Source organism: Streptomyces sp. NBC_00775 (assembly GCF_036347135.1).
Classification (GTDB): domain Bacteria; phylum Actinomycetota; class Actinomycetes; order Streptomycetales; family Streptomycetaceae; genus Streptomyces; species Streptomyces lutosisoli.
Genome location: NZ_CP108938.1, coordinates 4469434 through 4485739 on the forward strand (window position 1 = coordinate 4469434; position 16306 = coordinate 4485739).

At 71.7% G+C, this 16306-nt stretch carries 15 protein-coding genes and 1 pseudogene; 5 read left to right on the forward strand and 11 right to left on the reverse strand.

The window, feature by feature from the left end:
- The first annotated feature begins 47 nt into the window (after positions 1-47).
- Positions 48-731 (forward strand): AzlC family ABC transporter permease, encoded by a 684-nt coding sequence (locus OIC96_RS19890; RefSeq protein WP_330306556.1) that lies wholly within the window; start codon positions 48-50, stop codon positions 729-731.
- Positions 728-1045: an AzlD domain-containing protein gene (locus OIC96_RS19895; protein ID WP_330306555.1), complete on the forward strand. Its 318-nt coding sequence runs from the start codon at positions 728-730 to the stop codon at positions 1043-1045. The genes OIC96_RS19890 and OIC96_RS19895 overlap by 4 nt, the downstream gene beginning before the upstream one ends.
- A gap of 119 nt (positions 1046-1164) precedes the next feature.
- On the opposite strand, the gene OIC96_RS19900 is transcribed toward OIC96_RS19895, so the two are convergent.
- Positions 1165-3060 (reverse strand): AMP-dependent synthetase/ligase, encoded by a 1896-nt coding sequence (locus OIC96_RS19900; RefSeq protein ID WP_330306554.1) that lies wholly within the window; start codon positions 3058-3060, stop codon positions 1165-1167.
- Positions 3061-3456: 396 nt separating this feature from the next.
- On the opposite strand from OIC96_RS19900, the gene OIC96_RS19905 reads away from it, so the two are divergent.
- From OIC96_RS19905 to OIC96_RS19915, 3 genes are all read left to right on the forward strand, one after another.
- Complete coding sequence (locus OIC96_RS19905) at positions 3457-4377, forward strand: MaoC family dehydratase (RefSeq protein WP_330306553.1); 921 nt, start codon at positions 3457-3459, stop codon at positions 4375-4377.
- Positions 4378-4597: 220 nt separating this feature from the next.
- Entirely contained in the window at positions 4598-5890 is a 1293-nt protein-coding gene (locus OIC96_RS19910) for a DUF6716 putative glycosyltransferase (RefSeq protein ID WP_330306552.1), read from the forward strand.
- A complete protein-coding gene (locus OIC96_RS19915; protein ID WP_330306551.1) occupies positions 5887-6900 on the forward strand; it encodes a hypothetical protein in 1014 nt (337 codons plus the stop codon). Before OIC96_RS19910 ends, OIC96_RS19915 begins: the two co-directional genes overlap by 4 nt.
- Here the strand turns inward: OIC96_RS19915 and OIC96_RS19920 are convergent.
- The 10 genes and pseudogenes from OIC96_RS19920 to mqnE all read right to left on the reverse strand — a co-directional run bounded on the left by OIC96_RS19920 (position 6887) and on the right by mqnE (position 16272).
- The gene (locus tag OIC96_RS19920; protein WP_330306550.1) at positions 6887-7537 is read right to left on the reverse strand and encodes a TetR/AcrR family transcriptional regulator; all 651 of its coding nucleotides are present in this window, start codon (positions 7535-7537) and stop codon (positions 6887-6889) included. The two genes, OIC96_RS19915 and OIC96_RS19920, sit on opposite strands and share 14 nt — an antisense overlap.
- 47 nt (positions 7538-7584) lie before the next feature.
- Positions 7585-7893 carry a DUF4229 domain-containing protein gene (locus OIC96_RS19925; RefSeq protein ID WP_330306549.1) on the reverse strand — a complete coding sequence of 103 codons (309 nt, stop codon included), beginning with the start codon at positions 7891-7893 and terminating at the stop codon, positions 7585-7587.
- Positions 7894-8038: 145 nt separating this feature from the next.
- Positions 8039-8233, reverse strand: a pseudogene (locus OIC96_RS19930) (GNAT family N-acetyltransferase); the annotation flags it as partial.
- Positions 8234-8522: 289 nt separating this feature from the next.
- Positions 8523-9608, reverse strand: a complete 1086-nt coding sequence (locus tag OIC96_RS19935) for a GNAT family N-acetyltransferase (RefSeq protein WP_330306548.1) — start codon at positions 9606-9608, stop codon at positions 8523-8525.
- On the reverse strand, positions 9605-10885 hold the full coding sequence (locus tag OIC96_RS19940) for an ATP-grasp domain-containing protein (protein ID WP_330306547.1): 1281 nt from the start codon (positions 10883-10885) through the stop codon (positions 9605-9607). The genes OIC96_RS19935 and OIC96_RS19940 overlap by 4 nt, the downstream gene beginning before the upstream one ends.
- Positions 10882-12132 (reverse strand): MFS transporter, encoded by a 1251-nt coding sequence (locus tag OIC96_RS19945; RefSeq protein WP_330306546.1) that lies wholly within the window; start codon positions 12130-12132, stop codon positions 10882-10884. The genes OIC96_RS19940 and OIC96_RS19945 overlap by 4 nt, the downstream gene beginning before the upstream one ends.
- Positions 12129-13439 carry a diaminopimelate decarboxylase family protein gene (locus OIC96_RS19950; protein WP_330306545.1) on the reverse strand — a complete coding sequence of 437 codons (1311 nt, stop codon included), beginning with the start codon at positions 13437-13439 and terminating at the stop codon, positions 12129-12131. The genes OIC96_RS19945 and OIC96_RS19950 overlap by 4 nt, the downstream gene beginning before the upstream one ends.
- Positions 13436-14224: a class I SAM-dependent methyltransferase gene (locus tag OIC96_RS19955; RefSeq protein WP_330306544.1), complete on the reverse strand. Its 789-nt coding sequence runs from the start codon at positions 14222-14224 to the stop codon at positions 13436-13438. The genes OIC96_RS19950 and OIC96_RS19955 overlap by 4 nt, the downstream gene beginning before the upstream one ends.
- A 5-nt stretch (positions 14225-14229) precedes the next feature.
- Positions 14230-14916 carry a 2OG-Fe dioxygenase family protein gene (locus OIC96_RS19960; protein WP_330306543.1) on the reverse strand — a complete coding sequence of 229 codons (687 nt, stop codon included), beginning with the start codon at positions 14914-14916 and terminating at the stop codon, positions 14230-14232.
- A 192-nt stretch (positions 14917-15108) separates the two neighbouring features.
- Positions 15109-16272, reverse strand: coding sequence for an aminofutalosine synthase MqnE (gene mqnE / locus OIC96_RS19965; RefSeq protein ID WP_330306542.1), 1164 nt, complete (start codon positions 16270-16272; stop codon positions 15109-15111).
- Positions 16273-16306 lie beyond the last annotated feature (34 nt).

A 16306-nucleotide genomic window follows, 5' to 3' on the forward strand; every position in this document is an offset into this window, starting at 1 on the left:
ATTGTTCGCCTTGACGAACAGGGGGCTCACTGTTCATTGTAGAAAACATGCGTTCGCTTCTCCGAACACCCCTTGCCGTGCACGATCCGGAGCTGCTCCGGGACGTGGCCCTCGTCTGTCTCGCCGGCGGGGTCGTCGGCGTCTCGTTCGGGGCGATCGCCGTCGCGGGCGGGCTGCCCGTCTGGGTGCCGGTGGTGATGTCGCTGGTGGTGTACGCGGGCTCCGCCCAGTTCAGCACGGTGGGAGTGCTACTGGCCGGGGGCGGACCGTTCGCCGCGGCAGCCACCGGACTGCTGCTCAACACACGCACAGCGGCCTACAGCCTCGCCGTCGCCGACGTCATCGGAAGCGGACGCGTCAGCCGGCTTGTCGGCGCCCACCTCGTCACCGACGAGACGGTCGCCTTCGCCCTGGCCCAGCCCGATCCGGGGCGGCGCCGGGCCGCCTTCTGGATCTCCGGCATCGGCCTGTTCGCGACCTGGAACCTCTGCGTTCTCGGCGGCGCCCTCGCCGGAAGCGCGCTGGGCGACACCGGGACGTACGGGCTCGACGCGGCATTCCCCGCGGTGCTGGCGGCGCTGGTGCTGCCCGCGCTGCGGAAGGACGCGGGGGTACGGCGGGCCGCGCTCGCCGGAGCGGTCGTGGCACTGGCGGTGACGCCGGTCGTCCCCGCCGGGGTCCCCGTACTGCTGGCGCTGGCGGGGCTGTTGGTCGTAAGGAGGCCGGCATGACATCGGCCGTGGCCGCCGCCATCCTTGCCCTCGCCGTCGGCACGTACGCCTTCCGGCTGGTGGGGCCCTTGCTGCACGGGCGGATCGAACTTTCCGTACGGGCGCAGGAGTTGCTGTCCGCCGGCGCGGTGGTCCTGCTCGCCGCGCTGCTCGTCACGGGGGCGCTCACCGAGGCACACGGATTCGCCGGGTGGGCGCGCCCCCTCGGGGTGCTCGTCGGTGGCGTGCTGGCGTGGCGGAGGGCGCCGTTCGTGGTGGTGGTGCTGGGGGCGGCGGTCACGGCCGCGGCGCTCCGGGCGTGCGGAGTGAGCTAGGGGGAATCGCCGCCCGTCTCACCCATCGACTACTTCGCTACCCCCCACTCCCCCTCCGCCCCACTCCCCCTCTACCTCACTCCCCCTCTACCTCACTCCCCCTCTACCTCACTCCCCCTCTACCTCACGTACAAGCCCTCGATCTCTTTGCTGAAGTCCCGTTCGATCGCCGTCCTCCTGAGCTTCATGGAGGGGGTGAGATGGCCGGCCTGCTCGGTGAAGTCGACCGGGAGGACGGTGAAGCGGCGGATGGACTCGGGGCGGGAGACGAGCTTGTTGGCCTCGTCGACGGCGCGTTGGATGACGGACCGCAACGCGGGGTCGTCCAGGAGGAGTTCGGCGGGGACCGCGTGCTTGCCGTTCATCTGACGCCAGTGGGTGATGCCCTCGGGGTCGAGGGTGATGAGGGCGGCGACGTACGGGCGGCGGTCGCCCACCACTATGCACTGGGCGATGAGGGGGTGGGAGCGGAGCCAGTCCTCCAGCGGTGCCGGGGCGACGTTCTTGCCGCCCGCGGTGATCAGGATCTCCTTCTTGCGGCCGGTGATGGTCAGGTAGCCGCCGTCGTCCAGCTCGCCTATGTCGCCGGTCGCGAACCAGCCGTCCGGCGCGGCGTCGACGACACCGCCCGCGTGCGGATCCCAGTAGCCGCGGAAGAGCTGGCCGCCGCTCAGCAGCACCTCGCCGTCGGCGGCGATCCGTACGCGGGTGCCCGGGAGGGGCCAGCCCACTGTGCCCAGCCGGGGTTTCTGGGGTGGCGTGACGGTCGCGGCGGCGGTGGTCTCCGTCAGCCCGTACCCCTCGAAGATCTCGATCCCGGCGCCCGCGTAGAAGGCGGCGAGCCGGCGGCCGAGCGGGGAACCGCCGCAGATGGCGTAACGGACCCTGCCGCCGAGGGCGTTGCGGATACGGCGGTAGACGAGCGGGTCGTAGAGAGCGCGAGCCGCGCGGAGGCTGCGGCTGGGGCCCGGGCCGGTGCCGTGCTGCTTCGCCTCCACCGCCTCGCCGTACTTGCGGGCGATGCCAGCCGCCCGGTCGAACGACGAGCCGCGGCCCATCCGTTCGGCCGTGGCGCGGCCCGTGTTGTAGACCTTCTCCAGGACGTACGGGATGGCCAGCAGGAAGGTCGGCTTGAAGGACGCCAGGTCCGCGAGGAGGTCCTCGGTCTGGAGGCTGGGCGCGTGGCCGATTTTCACCCGGGCGCGCAGACAGGCGATGGCGACCATGCGGCCGAAGACGTGTGAGAGGGGGAGGAAGAGGAGGGTGGAAGCCGGGTCCTGGGTGCGGGACTTGAAGATCGGGTAGAGCAGCTCGACGGCGTTGTCGACCTCGGCGAAGAAGTTGCCGTGGGTGAGGGCGCAGCCCTTGGGGCGGCCTGTGGTGCCCGAGGTGTAGATGAGGGTGGCGAGCGTGTCCGGGCCCAACACCCCTCGTCGTACGGCGACTTCCTGGTCCGGTATGTCCTGCCCGAGCTCCGCGAGGCGCTCGACGTGGCCCTTCTCGAAGACCCACATGTGCTTCAGATCGGGGATCCGGTCACGCTCCGGGCCCAGCATGGCCGCCTGCGCCACGGACTCCACGGCCAGCGCGACGGCGCCCGAGTCCTGGAGGATCCAGCGGGTCTGGAAGACGGAGGACGTGGGATAGACGGGGACGGTGACCAGGCCCGCGGCCCAGGCGGCGAAGTCGAGGAGCGTCCACTCGTACGTGGTCCGGGCCATGATGGCGATACGGTCGCCCGGGGCCAGGCCCTCCGCGATCAGCCCCTTCGCCACCGCCTGTACCTGCGCGGCGAATTCCGCGGCGCTCACGTCCGTCCAGCCGCCGTCCGGTGTCCTTCTGCTGAGGACGGCCTCGTTCGGTGTCGCCGCCGCGTTGTCGAACGGGATGTCCGCGAGGGAGCCGTGGGTCACGTGTCCGACGAGCGGGGGGAGGGCCACCTCGCGCACGACTCCGTCCAGGCGCCTGATCTCGGGCTCCGTGGAGGGAGGTTCGGGGGAGTACAGGCTGGACACGGGGCGGCTCCTAGTCGACCGGGGGGCCGGAGCGGGCGAGGGCGGTTGTGAGGGGCGTGAATCCTCATACGGCCCTGGGGGGTGGGGGGTTCATGGGGGTGCCCGCGAGCGGGTGAGACGGGGATCCTACGGGGCATGCGTGTGGGGTTTGTGGGGCTTTGGGGCGGGCGCGGTGCGAGTTACCGCGGGTATCAGGGGTTCTTTCGCCCCCGCCGCCCCTACCCGTCCCATCCCGTTCCTGGGGGCTGCACCCCCAGACCCCCCTAAAAGATTGCGCAGTTCCCCGCGCCCCTTAAGAGTTCCTCGCGCCCCCAAGAAGCAAAGGCTCGTTCACGTCGCCTTACCCTGGGTAACCTTACTCCAGAGTAAATTCACGTCCGAGCTGGGAGTTGGACCATGGCCGACCGTTATCCGGGCTTCACCGGCACCGCCGAACGGCCCTCCCACACCCTCGCGGCACCCCCCTCCCTCACCCCCCTCCTCGCCCGCGGAGCCCTCCTCTCCCCCCTCAAGCACCCCCGCCCCAACGCCACCGTCTCCCCAACCCGACTCGTCCTCCCCGACACCCGCGTCGACCTCGCCCGCCTCGCCGCCTACGAACGAGTCTGCGGATTCGCCACAGGAGCGGACGCACTGCCCGTCACGTACCCCCACATCCTCGGATTCCCGGTGGCCATGCGGATCATGGCAAGCCGCAGGTTCCCGCTCCCGCTGCTCGGCCTGGTGCACACCTCGATCGAGATCACGCAATGGAGGGAGCTGGCAGCCACAGCGGCCTACGAACTCACCGTGTACGTCGAGGGGTTGACGCCCCACCGACGGGGCACCGAGGCGACCGTCGCGACCGAGGCGAGGGTGGACGGCAGCCTCGTATGGGAGTCGAGGAGTACGTACCTCGCGCGGCACCGCCGGAAGTGCCGGGACATAGCAACCGAAGCACCCGCCATCCCGCAGGAACCCGGGGACACCAACCCCCTCCCCGCCCTCCCCACCCTCACCGAATGGCGCCTCTCCGGCGACGTCGGCCGTCGCTACGCCGCCGCCTCCGGAGACCGCAACCCCATCCACCTGCACCCCCTCACCGCCCGCCTCTTCGGCTTCCCCCGCGCCATCGCCCACGGCATGTGGACCGTCGCCCGCTGCCTCGCCGAGTACGGGCCGCGCGACGCGGTGACCGTGCGGGCCGCGTTCAAGGCGCCGGTGCTGCTGCCGGGAACCGTCACCTACGCCGCCGAGGGGTCCGCTTTCGAGCTCCGTGGCGGTGACCGCGTGCATCTCACCGGCGAGGTGCGGCCCTTGCCCGTGGAAAGCGGATGAACAGCGGGCCAAAAGCGGGCGAACAGTTTGCGGGGCGGGCAACCGCGCCGGCCGGAACGTCATCGCCAAACCGCAGGTCAGCGGCGCCGGTTGAAAAATCCCTCACAGGCTGCCCCTAGTCACCCAAGGTTCCTTCAAGCAGGTCCTCATCCCACGCTCAGACACCGTTCCTAGCCTCGGCTCACTTCGCCGCACCCACGCCAGGAAGGGCTCCTGAGCCATGCCCCCCAGACGTATCGCCGTACTCGCCGACTCGGACACCCGCTGGAAGTGGGGCGCGTCGGTCGCACGGCAGATCGCGCCCGAGCACACGCTCGACGCCGTCTTCCTGCGCACCCGGGCCACCCCGACGGAACGCCAGCTCGCGGAGATCGGGATCGTGCCCGACACCCGGCGCGAGGTCACGGCGGCCGAGCTGGTGGACGACGAGGAGCTGGCCGGGGCGGATGTCCTCGTCCTGGCCACCGCCGGTGGTACGACGCTGGCGCTCACCCACAGCCTGGGGATCGCCTGGGCGGCGCGCGAGCGGCGGCCCGTCACCGTCACCGGGTACGTCGGAGTCGTCTACGAGAAGATGGTCGACGGGCTCCTCACCCGCGCCGGCACCGATGTCGTCCTCGCCAACAGCGCGTACGACGCCGACCGGTTCCGCGAAGCCTTCACGAGTGTCGGTGTCGATCCGGACGCGGTGGTGGAGTGTGCGCTGCCGTTCCTCGGCGGTGATCCGTACACGCCCTCCCCCGACCGGCCGTTCACGCTCACCTTCGCCGTCCAGCCCTCCGTGCCCAAGGGCCGCGAGTCCCGGCTGAAGCTGCTGGAACGCGCCGCCGCGCACGCCCGGCGCCATCCCGACCGGCTCGTCCTGATGAAGCTGCGCAGCCTCCCCGGCGAGCACACGACCCATGTCGAGGCCAACCCGTACCAGGTGCTCATCGAGGAGCTGGCCGAGCCCGCGCCGCCCAACCTCCAGCTCGTCTACGGTCACATGGGCGAAGTCCTCGACCGCACCGACCTGTTGGTGACCGTGAGCTCCACGGCCGCGCTGGAGTCGATGCACCGGGACATCCCGACCGCGATCCTCACCGACTTCGGTGTCCGCGAGGCGCACGGCAACCACTACTTCGTGCACTCCGGCTGCCTCGCCTCCTGGGACGACCTCGACGCGGGCGCGCGGCCCCTCCCCGACCCGGCGTGGGCGGCACGTCAGGGCATCGGCAAGACCGACCCCTACGCCGCCGCCCGCGCCCGCCTCGCCGCGCTGCGCGCCGCCGGCCCGCTGCCGCTACTGCGGCCGTACTACTCACCGCAGCGCGCCGGCGTCTATCTCGGCGGCATCCTGGAACGCAACGGCTTCGACGAGAAGGGCAGGCCGCTGCCGGTCCCGCCGGCCATGGGCGGTGCGGGCCCCGTCAAGGCGGTCGTCCGCCGGGTCGCGCGCAGCGGCGCCAAGTCCCTTTACCGTGTGGGCCGCGAGAAGGTCGCCCCCACCCTCCGCCGCTGGGGACAGGGATGACAGCCCGCCCCGTCGCCCTCGCCCTCGTCGAGAGCCCCGCCCAGCTCCTCAACCTCCTGGAGTGGGCGCTCGGTGAGCGCGACGGAGCCCCGGAGCCCGCGCGGTGCGAGGCCGCCGTACTCCTTCCCCTCGACCCGGCCACCCGCCACCAGCTGCGCGTGATGGCGGAGGTGGCCCGCGCCGAGGGCATCGACGTCGGCCTGTACGACATCCGCAAGGTCCCGGTCGGCTTCACGCGCGCCCTGACCTCGCTCGTACGGAAGCTCACCACCGCCGACCGGCTCGTCATCGGCGACCCCTTCTCGGGGATCATCCAGCGGCTGCTGCCCCTCACCCGTACCCGCGACTTCGTCCTGCTCGACGACGGCACGGCCACCCTGGAGCTCTCCCCCGAGCCGCTCGCGGGCCGTCCGCTGGTCCGCTGGCACCACACGGGATCCGCGCCGGGGGCGGCCGCCCGCGCCGCTCGCCGCCTGACTCCCGGGCCCGGCACGCGACTTGAGGTCTTCAACTGCCGGGCCGCCGCGAGTGCCCCGCCCGGTGTGATCGTCTCCCCGCACACCTACAGCTGGGCGCGACAGCGGTACGGGCCGCCGCAGGTGAGCCCGGGCGTCGACATGATCGGCACCTCGCTCGCCGAGACGGGACTGGTCGACCCCGGCCGGTACGTCCATGAAGTGGCGGCGCTGGCCCACCAGTTGAACGTCGAACGCTACTTCGCGCACCGCCGCGAGGACCCGGACAAGCTGCGCCTGCTCGCCGAGTACGGCGAGCTGGAGATCGTACGCCCCGAACTCCCCCTGGAGGTCGAGCTGTTGAAGGGTCCGGTCGCCGACACCCTGGTCGCGCTGCCGTCCACGGCCCTGCACACCCTGCCCCGGGTCCTCGCCGGTACGGGCGTGGAGGTCACCGTGTGCGCGGATGTCACCGACTGGCTGCAGCCGGACGTGTCCGAGCGGGCGGCGGCCTTCCTGACGGAGGCCTTCCTGACGGAGGTCATCCACGCCTGACGGGAGGTGACCAGGGCCGCCCCTCCATGAGGTCGCCCAGGCCCGCCCAGGCAAAGTTCATCAGGGTCGCGGCGGCCTGCTTGGCGGAGACGCCCGGGGTCGCGTTGGCCCAGGCAGCGAGGGACTCGGCGGCGCCGACCAGCGCCTCCGCGAGCCCGGCGACCTCGCGCTCGGGCAGGGTCGGGTCGCGGTGTGCCTCACGAGCCCCGACGACGATCAACTGCGTGACGAACACGACGAGTTCCTCGCGCATCGCGGAGACCTCGGCGGCGAACGGCTCGCCGTGCGTACGGGCCTGGAGGTGCAGGACCGCCCAGCCGTCGGGGTTCTCGGCGGTGTGCGTGAAGAACGCCGCCAGCCCTTCCCAGAGTTGACGGTCGGCGGCCAGACCGGGCTGTACGCCCGCGCGGACGGCGTCGGTGAGCGCCTTGGCCTCGCGCCGGATGCACGCGGTGAAGAGGTCTTCCTTCGAGTTCAGGTACAGATACACCAACGGCTTGGACACGCCCGCCAGTTCGGCGATCTCGTCCATCGACGCGGCCCGGTACCCCCGCTGCCCGAAGGTCCGTACGGCCGCGTCCAGCATCTGCTGTTCACGTACCGCACGCGGCATGCGCTTGTTCTTCACAGCACCCATGCGGGCAAGCGTACGATCGGCCGCCGCCTACCGTGCACAGGGAAGGTTCAGGAGGTCTGACCCTGCGCGCCTTGGCGGGCGGCGTCGTCCACGGTGTCGTCCTCCTGGCTGCGGTTGCTCTCCAGGTTGGCCTTCATGCGGTCGACGCGCGCGACGACCTGGGCCGAGGCCCGGTCGCGCTCCTTGCGCAGCGCGACGAAGCTGATCGGGGCGGAGATCAGCAGGGAGAGCAGGACGACCCACATGTAGTTGGAGTCGCCGAGTCCGCGCGGGGCGATGCCGGAGTAGACGAGGCCCCAGACGACCACGAGGCAGCCCGCGAAGATCCCAAGGCGCATCAGCGTGTAGCGGCCCATGTCAATCCACTCTTCCGTTCCGAATCCGTTTCGAACGTTCCCAAAGGGCACCGTCCAGTGAAGCACGCCCGGGCGGCGATCTTGCACGGGGGCCGCGACAGCAGCAGCGGCAGCGGCAGCGGCAGCGGTGGGTATCGGCGCCGGATCAGTGCAGCGGGAGCCACATCATGATGTCGTCGCGGTAGTCGTCGGCCGACACCCGCAGTCCCCCGGGCACCCGGCCCACCTCCTTGTAGCCGCAGGAGGCGTAGAAGTGCTCCAGGCCGAGGCCGCCGCGGCAGGTCAGCTTCAGGGCCTCCAGGCCCAGCGCGCGGGCATGCTCCTCGACTGCGGCGAGGAGCACGCCCCGCGCGCTGGAGCGACGGGTCGACCATGACGATGCTCAGCTCCATGGTCAGCGAGCGTCTCAGATTGGCTTGGTGATCCTGCGGGTTCCACAGGATCAGAAGGCGGGGAAACACCCCGTGACGCCAATCGCCTTCGTGCCCTGGTGCCGCTGGACAAAGCCGACGGCCCGCGTGGCACGTCCCTCCGGACGCTGGCCGGCCAGGAACACAGGTCCCGACCGGGGAGGGTGCCCGACGTCGCCTGGGCGCCGGGCGTGCACGTCACACTCTGCCACGACGTCGCTACGGTTGGCTAATCCGACTGGTGAGCCCAAGCTCCACGACCCGATCCGCCGTGACCGGGTCGAACGCCTTCACGTACGCCAGCTGCGCCCGCCCCACGCACCCGCGCGACAGCTTCACGTTCCCCGAGCCGGTGCCGTAGTGGATCGCCGTCACGCCCTCGGCGACGGCGAGCTGGAGCAGCTCGTAATAGAGGAGGCCGAAGTAGAGGGGGACCTCGCCCTTGACCGTGTAGTCGTAGCCGGTCTGGCGGGCGTACATCTCGCCGCTGTGGGTGAAGAAGAGCACGAAGCCCGCGAGCTTCCCGTCCAGCTCGGCGGTGAGGACGCGGACGGTGTCGCCGGTGTGCGTCGCGATGCTGTGCAGGACGCGGCGGAAGGCGTCCGCGTCGGCGGGGGTGCCGTACTTGGCGTACAGGTTGAGTTCGAGCGGGGCGATCCGGTCGATGAGGTCGCCGGTCAGGCCCTCCAGGCGGTACGTCACGCCCGCCGTGTCCAGGGCGCGCAGATCGCGGCGGATGCGGCGCCGTGTCTCGCGCCCGAAGCGGGCCCGGTACGCGTCGAAGCCGCCCTCGGCCGCGGACGGCACGGCGAGCGAGTACGCCGTCTCGAACGGCAGGTCCGTGTACCCGGCCCCGGAGAGCGCCGCCCGCAAGGCCTCGTCGTCCTGGTCGACGTACAGGAAGCACACGGACCGCATGCCGTCCTCGCGCGCCCGCTCCTCGGCGGCGTCGAGCACGGCCCGCAGCGCGCCCGCGTCCCGGGCGGCCGCCTTCCCGTGCGAGGGGTTGCGCCCGCCGAGCGCGAGCGCCGGCATCAGCTCCTCGGCCCAGGGCACCTCGTAGCGGCGCCCGAGGACGAAGTCGGGCCGGCAGAAGACGTACGGCACATCGGCTTCGAGGGGGTGGGCGGGGAGCGCGGCGAGGAGGTCGTCGTCCTCGTGGCCCATGAAGTAGTACGGGGCGGTCGCCGCCGTCGCGTACGCGTGCTTCAGCCAGGGGGTCGCGGAGAAGAAGGACCGCGCCCCGAAGGCCGTGTCCCAGGCGTCGTCCAGGCCGTACGGGCTGCGCTGGATCCGTACCTTCACGCGACGCCCTCCGACTCGGCGACGACGACCGGGGTCAGCTGGCCGACGGCCGCGTCCGCGCAGCGCAGGGCGTCGCCCGCGGTGTCGGCGGTGGCGACGACCGTGCCGAGGTAGTCGAGGTTGCTCTGGGCGGGCTTCACCGGCTTGCCGTTCTTGGGGTGCAGGACGACCGCGACGACTCCGGGGACACGGCGGGCCAGGTCGGCGCCCTCGACGCCGGCCAGCACACCAGCCGTCGACGCGGTGAGGTAGCGGGAGACGGCGGCGCGGTCCTGGGTCGGGGTGAGGTCGGCGGAGCGGCCCGCGTGGAGGAGGGTGACCTCGCGCTGCATGTGGATGCCGGTGGACTCCAGGATCAGCCGGGGGATCTCGGCGCCGGCCATCCGCCCGTTGATCTCGACGATGTACGGGCCGTCCTGGGTGACCTTGACCTCGACGTGCGCGGCGCCGAAGTCATGGCCGACGGCGCGCAGGGCGCTGATCACCAGGTCCGAGCAGGCCGCCCGCACCGGCTCCGACAGCACGGAGGGGAAGATCTCGCCGAGCTCGGCGAAATAGGGGTGCGGGCCGAGCGCCTTGTCGGTCAGCCCGATGACCCGGTGCTCCGTGCCGTCGTGGACGATCTCGGCGCTCAGCTCGTAGCCGATCAGGTACTCCTCGACGAGTGCGCCGGGGCGGCGCGGCTGGCCGCGGAAGTTCAGCGGGACGGAGGCGATGGCGTGGTGCGCGGCGGCGACCTCCTCGGGGGTGCGGCACAGGCTGACGCCGATGCTCGCCGACTCGGTCATCGGCTTGACGACGACGGGCAGCCCGAACTCCTCGGCCGCCGCGAGCGCGTCCTCCTGGGTCACCGCCTGCGTGAAGCGCGGTACGGCGACGCCGGCGGCCCGCATCATCTCCCGCTGGACCAGCTTGTCGCGGCAGGCGGCGGCCGCGTCCACGTCCATGCCGGGCAGCCCGAAGTGGGCGGCGATCCGGGCCACGATCGGGATGTTGTAGTCCGTCACCGTCATCACCCCGCGCAGCACACCCTCGGTGTGGAAGGGGGTGAGCGCCTCGATCACGGCCTCGGCCGAGTTGGTGTCGGCGGTGAGGATGCCGTCGATGTACTTGGCGTACACCTCGTCGGCGGTGGAGACGGCCCGGTAGCGGTCGGGGTCGTTGCTCACCAGGACGGCGCGGTAGCCGAGTTCGTGGGCGGCGCGCAGCGGGGTGAGCCCGAAGTCGGAGAGCTGGCTCTCGATGACGGCGATCACGGGGGTGGGTTCAGGGCTCATGCCGGGTTCCTTTCCAACGGTCCTGTGGGGGTGGTCGCCGCCGCGATGGGGCGCCGCGCGGCGCACACGAGGACGAGGGCGAGCGCCGTGCACGCGGCGGGCATCAGCAGTGCGGGCGAGGCGCCGAGATGCTGCGCGACGACACCCGCCGCCGCGGACCCGGCGGCGCTGCCGGCCTGGATGAAGCTGCCGACGCCCGCGAAGGCCTGGGTCATCCGACCGTCCTCGGTCATATCGCCGATGAGCTGGAACTCCTCGGCTCCGGCGGGCGCGATGGGCGTACCGCTGCCGATCAGCAGCGCGGCGAGCACGACGACGGCGACGGTGCCGTGCGCGAGCGAGGCGAGGGGCAGCAGGGCGAGGCCCAGGGTGAGGACGACGAGCAGCCGGATGTAGCGGGCGTACGTGGTGCCCGACCGGTGCCGCGATCCGTACACCAGACCGCCCACCACGCTGCCGGCCGACTGCGAGGCGAGCAGCACTCCGGCGAGCGCGGTCCTCGTGCCGATGTCGTCGAGCAGGGCGGCGACCGCGACGGCGAGCGCGCTGGAGAGGGCGGCGGTCAGGCCGATGGCGGTGAGGACGGTGAGCGCGGCGACAGGGCGCCGCCCCCGGCGCGCGGTGGGAGCGCTCACGGCCTGCGCGGGGCGCAGATCCCTCACGACGCGCGCCCGCGCGTACCCCCACGTGCCGGAGGCCATCACCACGGCCGCCACCAGGAGCGCCTCGAACGCGCCGATCGTCGCCGCGAGCAGCGTGATCAGCGAGGGCCCGGCGATGTACAGGAACTCGGTCAGCGTGGCCTCGAAGGAGTACGCCCGCTGCCGCAGGGTCTCGTCGTCGGTGAGCCTCGGCCACAGCGCGCGCACGGAGGCGCCGACGGGGGGCGCGAGGGCGCCCGCGAGGAGCGCGCAGCCGAACAGGGCGGCGACCGGGGCGTGCCGGGCGGCGCCCGCCGTGCCGAGCAGCGCCACGAACACGGCCGTCCCCAGGACGCGCAGCACGACGGAGGCGCGCGCCCGGTCCATGATCCGCCCCGACACCGGCTGCCCGCAGGCACTGCCGACGGCGTACGCCCCCGCCGCCCCGCCCGCGACCCCGAACGAGCGCCCCGCCTCCACGACGGTGAGCAGCAGCGCGACCGGGATCATGGTCACGGCGAGCCGGGCGCAGGCGGCGTAGACGACGGCGTCGCGGGCGCCGGGGAGGCGCAGGAGTTCGCCGTAGCGCGCGACGAGCCCCTTCATGAGGGCGCCACCGCGAACCGGAACACGTCCTCGTCCGTCTCCGCCCGCCACACCACGTCCGCCCGCTCCCCCTCGATGGCGACGACACCGGCGCGCATGCGGATGAAGTTGTTGCTGCGCCCGAGCGCGTACGCGCCCGAGTCGTGCATCACCAGCAGATCGCCCGCGTTCAGGTCGGCCGGCAGATCGGAGTCCGGGGCGTGGATGTCCGCCTCGTAGCAGAGCGGGCCCGCCAGGGACCAGGGGACGAGGTCCGGCGAGAAGTCACGGCCGACCGGCTGGAAGCGGTGGACCTCGCCCGTGCCCGTCCAGGGGGCGATGTGGTGCCCCGCGTCGAGGATCAGCCAGCGGGAGTCCGGGAGTTCCTTGCGGGACATGACCCGGGTGAGCAGGCACATCGCGTCGGAGACGAGCAGCCGCCCCGGCTCGCAGGCCAACACCGCGTCCGCGAGGCCGAGTTCGGCCATCCGCTTGTCGACCGAGGTGAGGAAGGCGGCCGGGTCGAGCCCGGGCCCCGGTGAGCGGTCGGAGCCGCGCGGCCGCAGAATCCCCGGCACGCCGAAGCCGCCGCCGACGTTGACCTCCCGCACCCCGAGCCGCGCCGCCTCGGCGAGCACCGGGTCGAGGGCGGCGAGAAGCAGCTCGGGGAACACGATCTGGCTGCCGAGGTGCGCGTGGACGGCGGTCAGCCGCAGATGCGGGGCCGCCCGTATCGCGCCTATGACCCGCTCCAGTTCCCGCGAGCCGGTCGGCCAGCCGAACCTCCCCCGCACGGCGGTCCGTTCGGCCGCCGCCACGAACGCGGGGTCGCTGGAGGTGGCGACGGGCACGCCCGGAAACAGCCGCAGCCCCACCTCCGCCGTCACCCCGGCCGACGCCGCCGCCCGTTCCAGCGCGGCGATCTCGTGCTCGCCGTCGATATTGACGCGCACCGACTCCCGTACCGCCAGGGCGAGTTCGTCCTCGGTCTTCACCGGCCCGTTGAAGACGATGTCCTGCGGCGCGAACCCGGCGCGCAGCGCGGCCCGCAGCTCATAGCCGGACACCACGTCCGCACCGAGCCCGCGCCCCGCGAACCGCTCCAGCAGGTAGGGCAGATAGTTGGTCTTGACCGAGTAGTACGCCCGCCCCGGCCGCCCGAGCCCGCCGAGCGCGGCCAGCAGGTCGTCCGCCGCGCGCTCGGCCCGCGCGATGTCGAGGACGTGTACGGGGGTGCCGTACCGCCCCGCGATCTCCGCGAGCCGTTCGCCGTCCCAGCCCCGCGTGTCCCCGCCGGGGGTTTCCCCGCCCCGCGTGCCGTCCGTCATCCGCCACTCCCCCCTGTGATCAGCCGGAACCCGGCGTCGATACGGTCCCGCTCCAGCAGCCCGGCATGCCGCCGCGCCCACGCCCCGGACTCCAGGTCGGCGCGCAGCCGCCCGATGCCCCGCTCCACCGCGCCCGGGTCGGTCAGCGCGAACGCCGAACAGGACCGGCGGCGGGCCGGGTCCAGATAGGCGTCGGGCCGCCGCCAGAAGGCGGTCATGAAACCGTCGGTGAAGTCGTGCCACACGGGCAGCACCCGCACGTCCGGCACTTCCGGGGCATCCGTACCCAGGAGTTCCGTCAGATACGGCAGCGACGGCACCCGGGACTCCTCCGCCTCCGCGATCTCCGGCAGATACTCCCGGGTCAGCCAGAACTCCCGCTGCACCGCCATGTCGTACGTGACGACCACGAACCGCCGTGCCACACGCCGCAGTTCGGCGATCCCGGTCGCGAGGTCCGACCAGTGGTGCACGGTGAGCACGGCGAGGGCCACGTCGAACTGCCCGGTGTCGAAGGGCAGTTCCTCGGCCCGTCCGATCAGGCAGGGGGCGGCGCCGGCCGGGCGCTGGGCGCGCATCGCGGCCGACGGTTCGACCGCGAGCAGCGGCACGTCCGCCGGCTCGTAGGAACCCGCGCCCGCGCCGACGTTGATGACGCTGCGCGCGTCCCCGACGGCCGCCCGGATCGCGGCGGCCCAGCGCGGATCGGGCCTGCGCACCCCCGCGTAGCCGACGCCGATCCGGTCGTAGAGCGCCGCCTGCTCCAATAGTGCTTCTGTCGTCATCGCGGCTACGCCCGCTGTCCCTGGAGGACCTTCGCCTCCCACTCCTCCCCGTACCGCCGCTCGTCCCACGGGTTCACGGCCATCAGCCACACATCGCGCAGCCCGCCGCTCTCGTCGAGGTGCTCGATGTCGGTGGCGTGGTGGAACATCTCGCGGTCGTTGAGCGCGATGGCCTGCCCCGGCTGCAGCACCGTACGGAAGAACGGTTCGCCGCCGCCGGACGGCAGGAGCTGGGTCTCGCCGCCGCTGATGTTGTGGCGGCGGCTGACCGCGGTGACGGTGTAGTGGTGGCCGTCGCGGTGCGGGCCCTCCGGTACGGCGACGCCCTGGACGCCGGGGGCGGAGACGATGCGCACCTGGTGCAGGTTGATCTGCCAGGCCGCGTCCCGGTCGAGCCCGAGGGCCTCGGCGGCGGCGGAGATCAGCGCCGCCGGCACGACGGTGAGCGGCTCGAAGCCGCGCGGCTGGCCGCCCACGAGCGGGTTGTACTCCTTCGACTGCGCGAACTCCCGGTGCGGCAGCAGCTCGGCCGTCCAGCTCTCCTCGTGCGTCAGCCGGAACTGCGAGTAGCGGCGGTAGCGCTGCCGTGACCCCGTGTACTTGTCGAGCGGAAGCTTCGCGAACTCCGCCAGCGCCTCCTCGTTCAGCGCCGGTATGTCGAAGATCGTGAAGCCTTGTGCGTTGAGCCCCATTCCCTGTCCAACTCCCCTTCAGCATCAGCTGGTTGACGAGGGATCAAGACTGTAGTCAGCAGAGTCAACACGCGTAGATGTCTGCGTGTTAAATCGATGTTTCCGGGAGCTGTGAGTGCACTGTGCCGAAACGCGACAAGCCCCCGGGGAGGCCGGGGGCTTGTCGTTGTGGAGCAGGTGGGGCAGGTGGGGTCAGACCCGCATCGGCTGCGGCGACTCCCGGCGCTCCGGGTCGGCACCCTCGTACTCGCGGATGATCTCGTACCGCGTGTTCCGCTCCACCGGCCGGAAGCCGGCGTCGCGGATCAGGTCGAGCAGGTCGTCGCGGGTCAGCTTGTTCGGCGTGCCGTAGTTGTCCGCGTCGTGCGTGATCTTGTACTCGACGACCGAGCCGTCCATGTCGTCGGCGCCGTGCTGGAGGGCGAGCTGGGCGGTCTGCACGCCGTGCATCACCCAGAAGACCTTGACGTGCGGCACGTTGTCGAAGAGGAGACGCGAGACCGCGAAGGTCTTCAGGGCCTCGGCGCCGGTGGCCATCTGCGTACGCGCCTGAAGGCGGTTACGCACCTTGCCGTCCTTCATGTCCACGAAGTCGTGCTGGTAGCGCAGCGGGATGAAGACCTGGAAGCCGCCGGTCTCGTCCTGGAGTTCACGCAGCCGCAGCACGTGGTCGACGCGGTGGCGGGGCTCCTCGATGTGCCCGTACAGCATCGTGCACGGGGTCTTGAGACCCTTCTCGTGCGCGAGCCGGTGGATGCGCGACCAGTCTTCCCAGTGCGTCCGGTGGTCGACGATGTGCTGCCGGACCTCCCAGTCGAAGATCTCGGCGCCACCGCCGGTGAGGGATTCGAGCCCCGCGTCGATGAGCTCGTCGAGGATCTCGGAGGCGGACAGCCCGGAGATGGTCTCGAAGTGGTGGATCTCCGTCGCCGTGAACGCCTTCAGCGAGACGTTCGGGAGGGCCTTCTTCAGCTCGCTCAGCGACCGCGGGTAGTAGCGCCACGGCAGGTTCGGGTGCAGGCCGTTGACGATGTGCAGCTCGGTGAGGTTCTCGCCCTCCATCGCCTTGGCGAGGCGGACGGCCTCCTCGATGCGCATCGTGTACGCGTCCTTCTCGCCCGGCTTGCGCTGGAACGAGCAGTAGGCGCAGGACGCGGTGCACACGTTCGTCATGTTGAGGTGACGGTTGACGTTGAAGTGGACGACGTCGCCGTTCTTCCGCGTCCGCACTTCGTGGGCGAGCCCGCCCAGCCAGGCCAGGTCGTCCGACTCGTACAGCGCGATGCCGTCCTCGCGGGTCAGCCGCTCACCGGCCCGGACCTTGTCCTCCAGCTCGCGCTTGAGCCCGACATCCATGCGTTTACCTCTCCTCGTGACGAACCAACCCAAC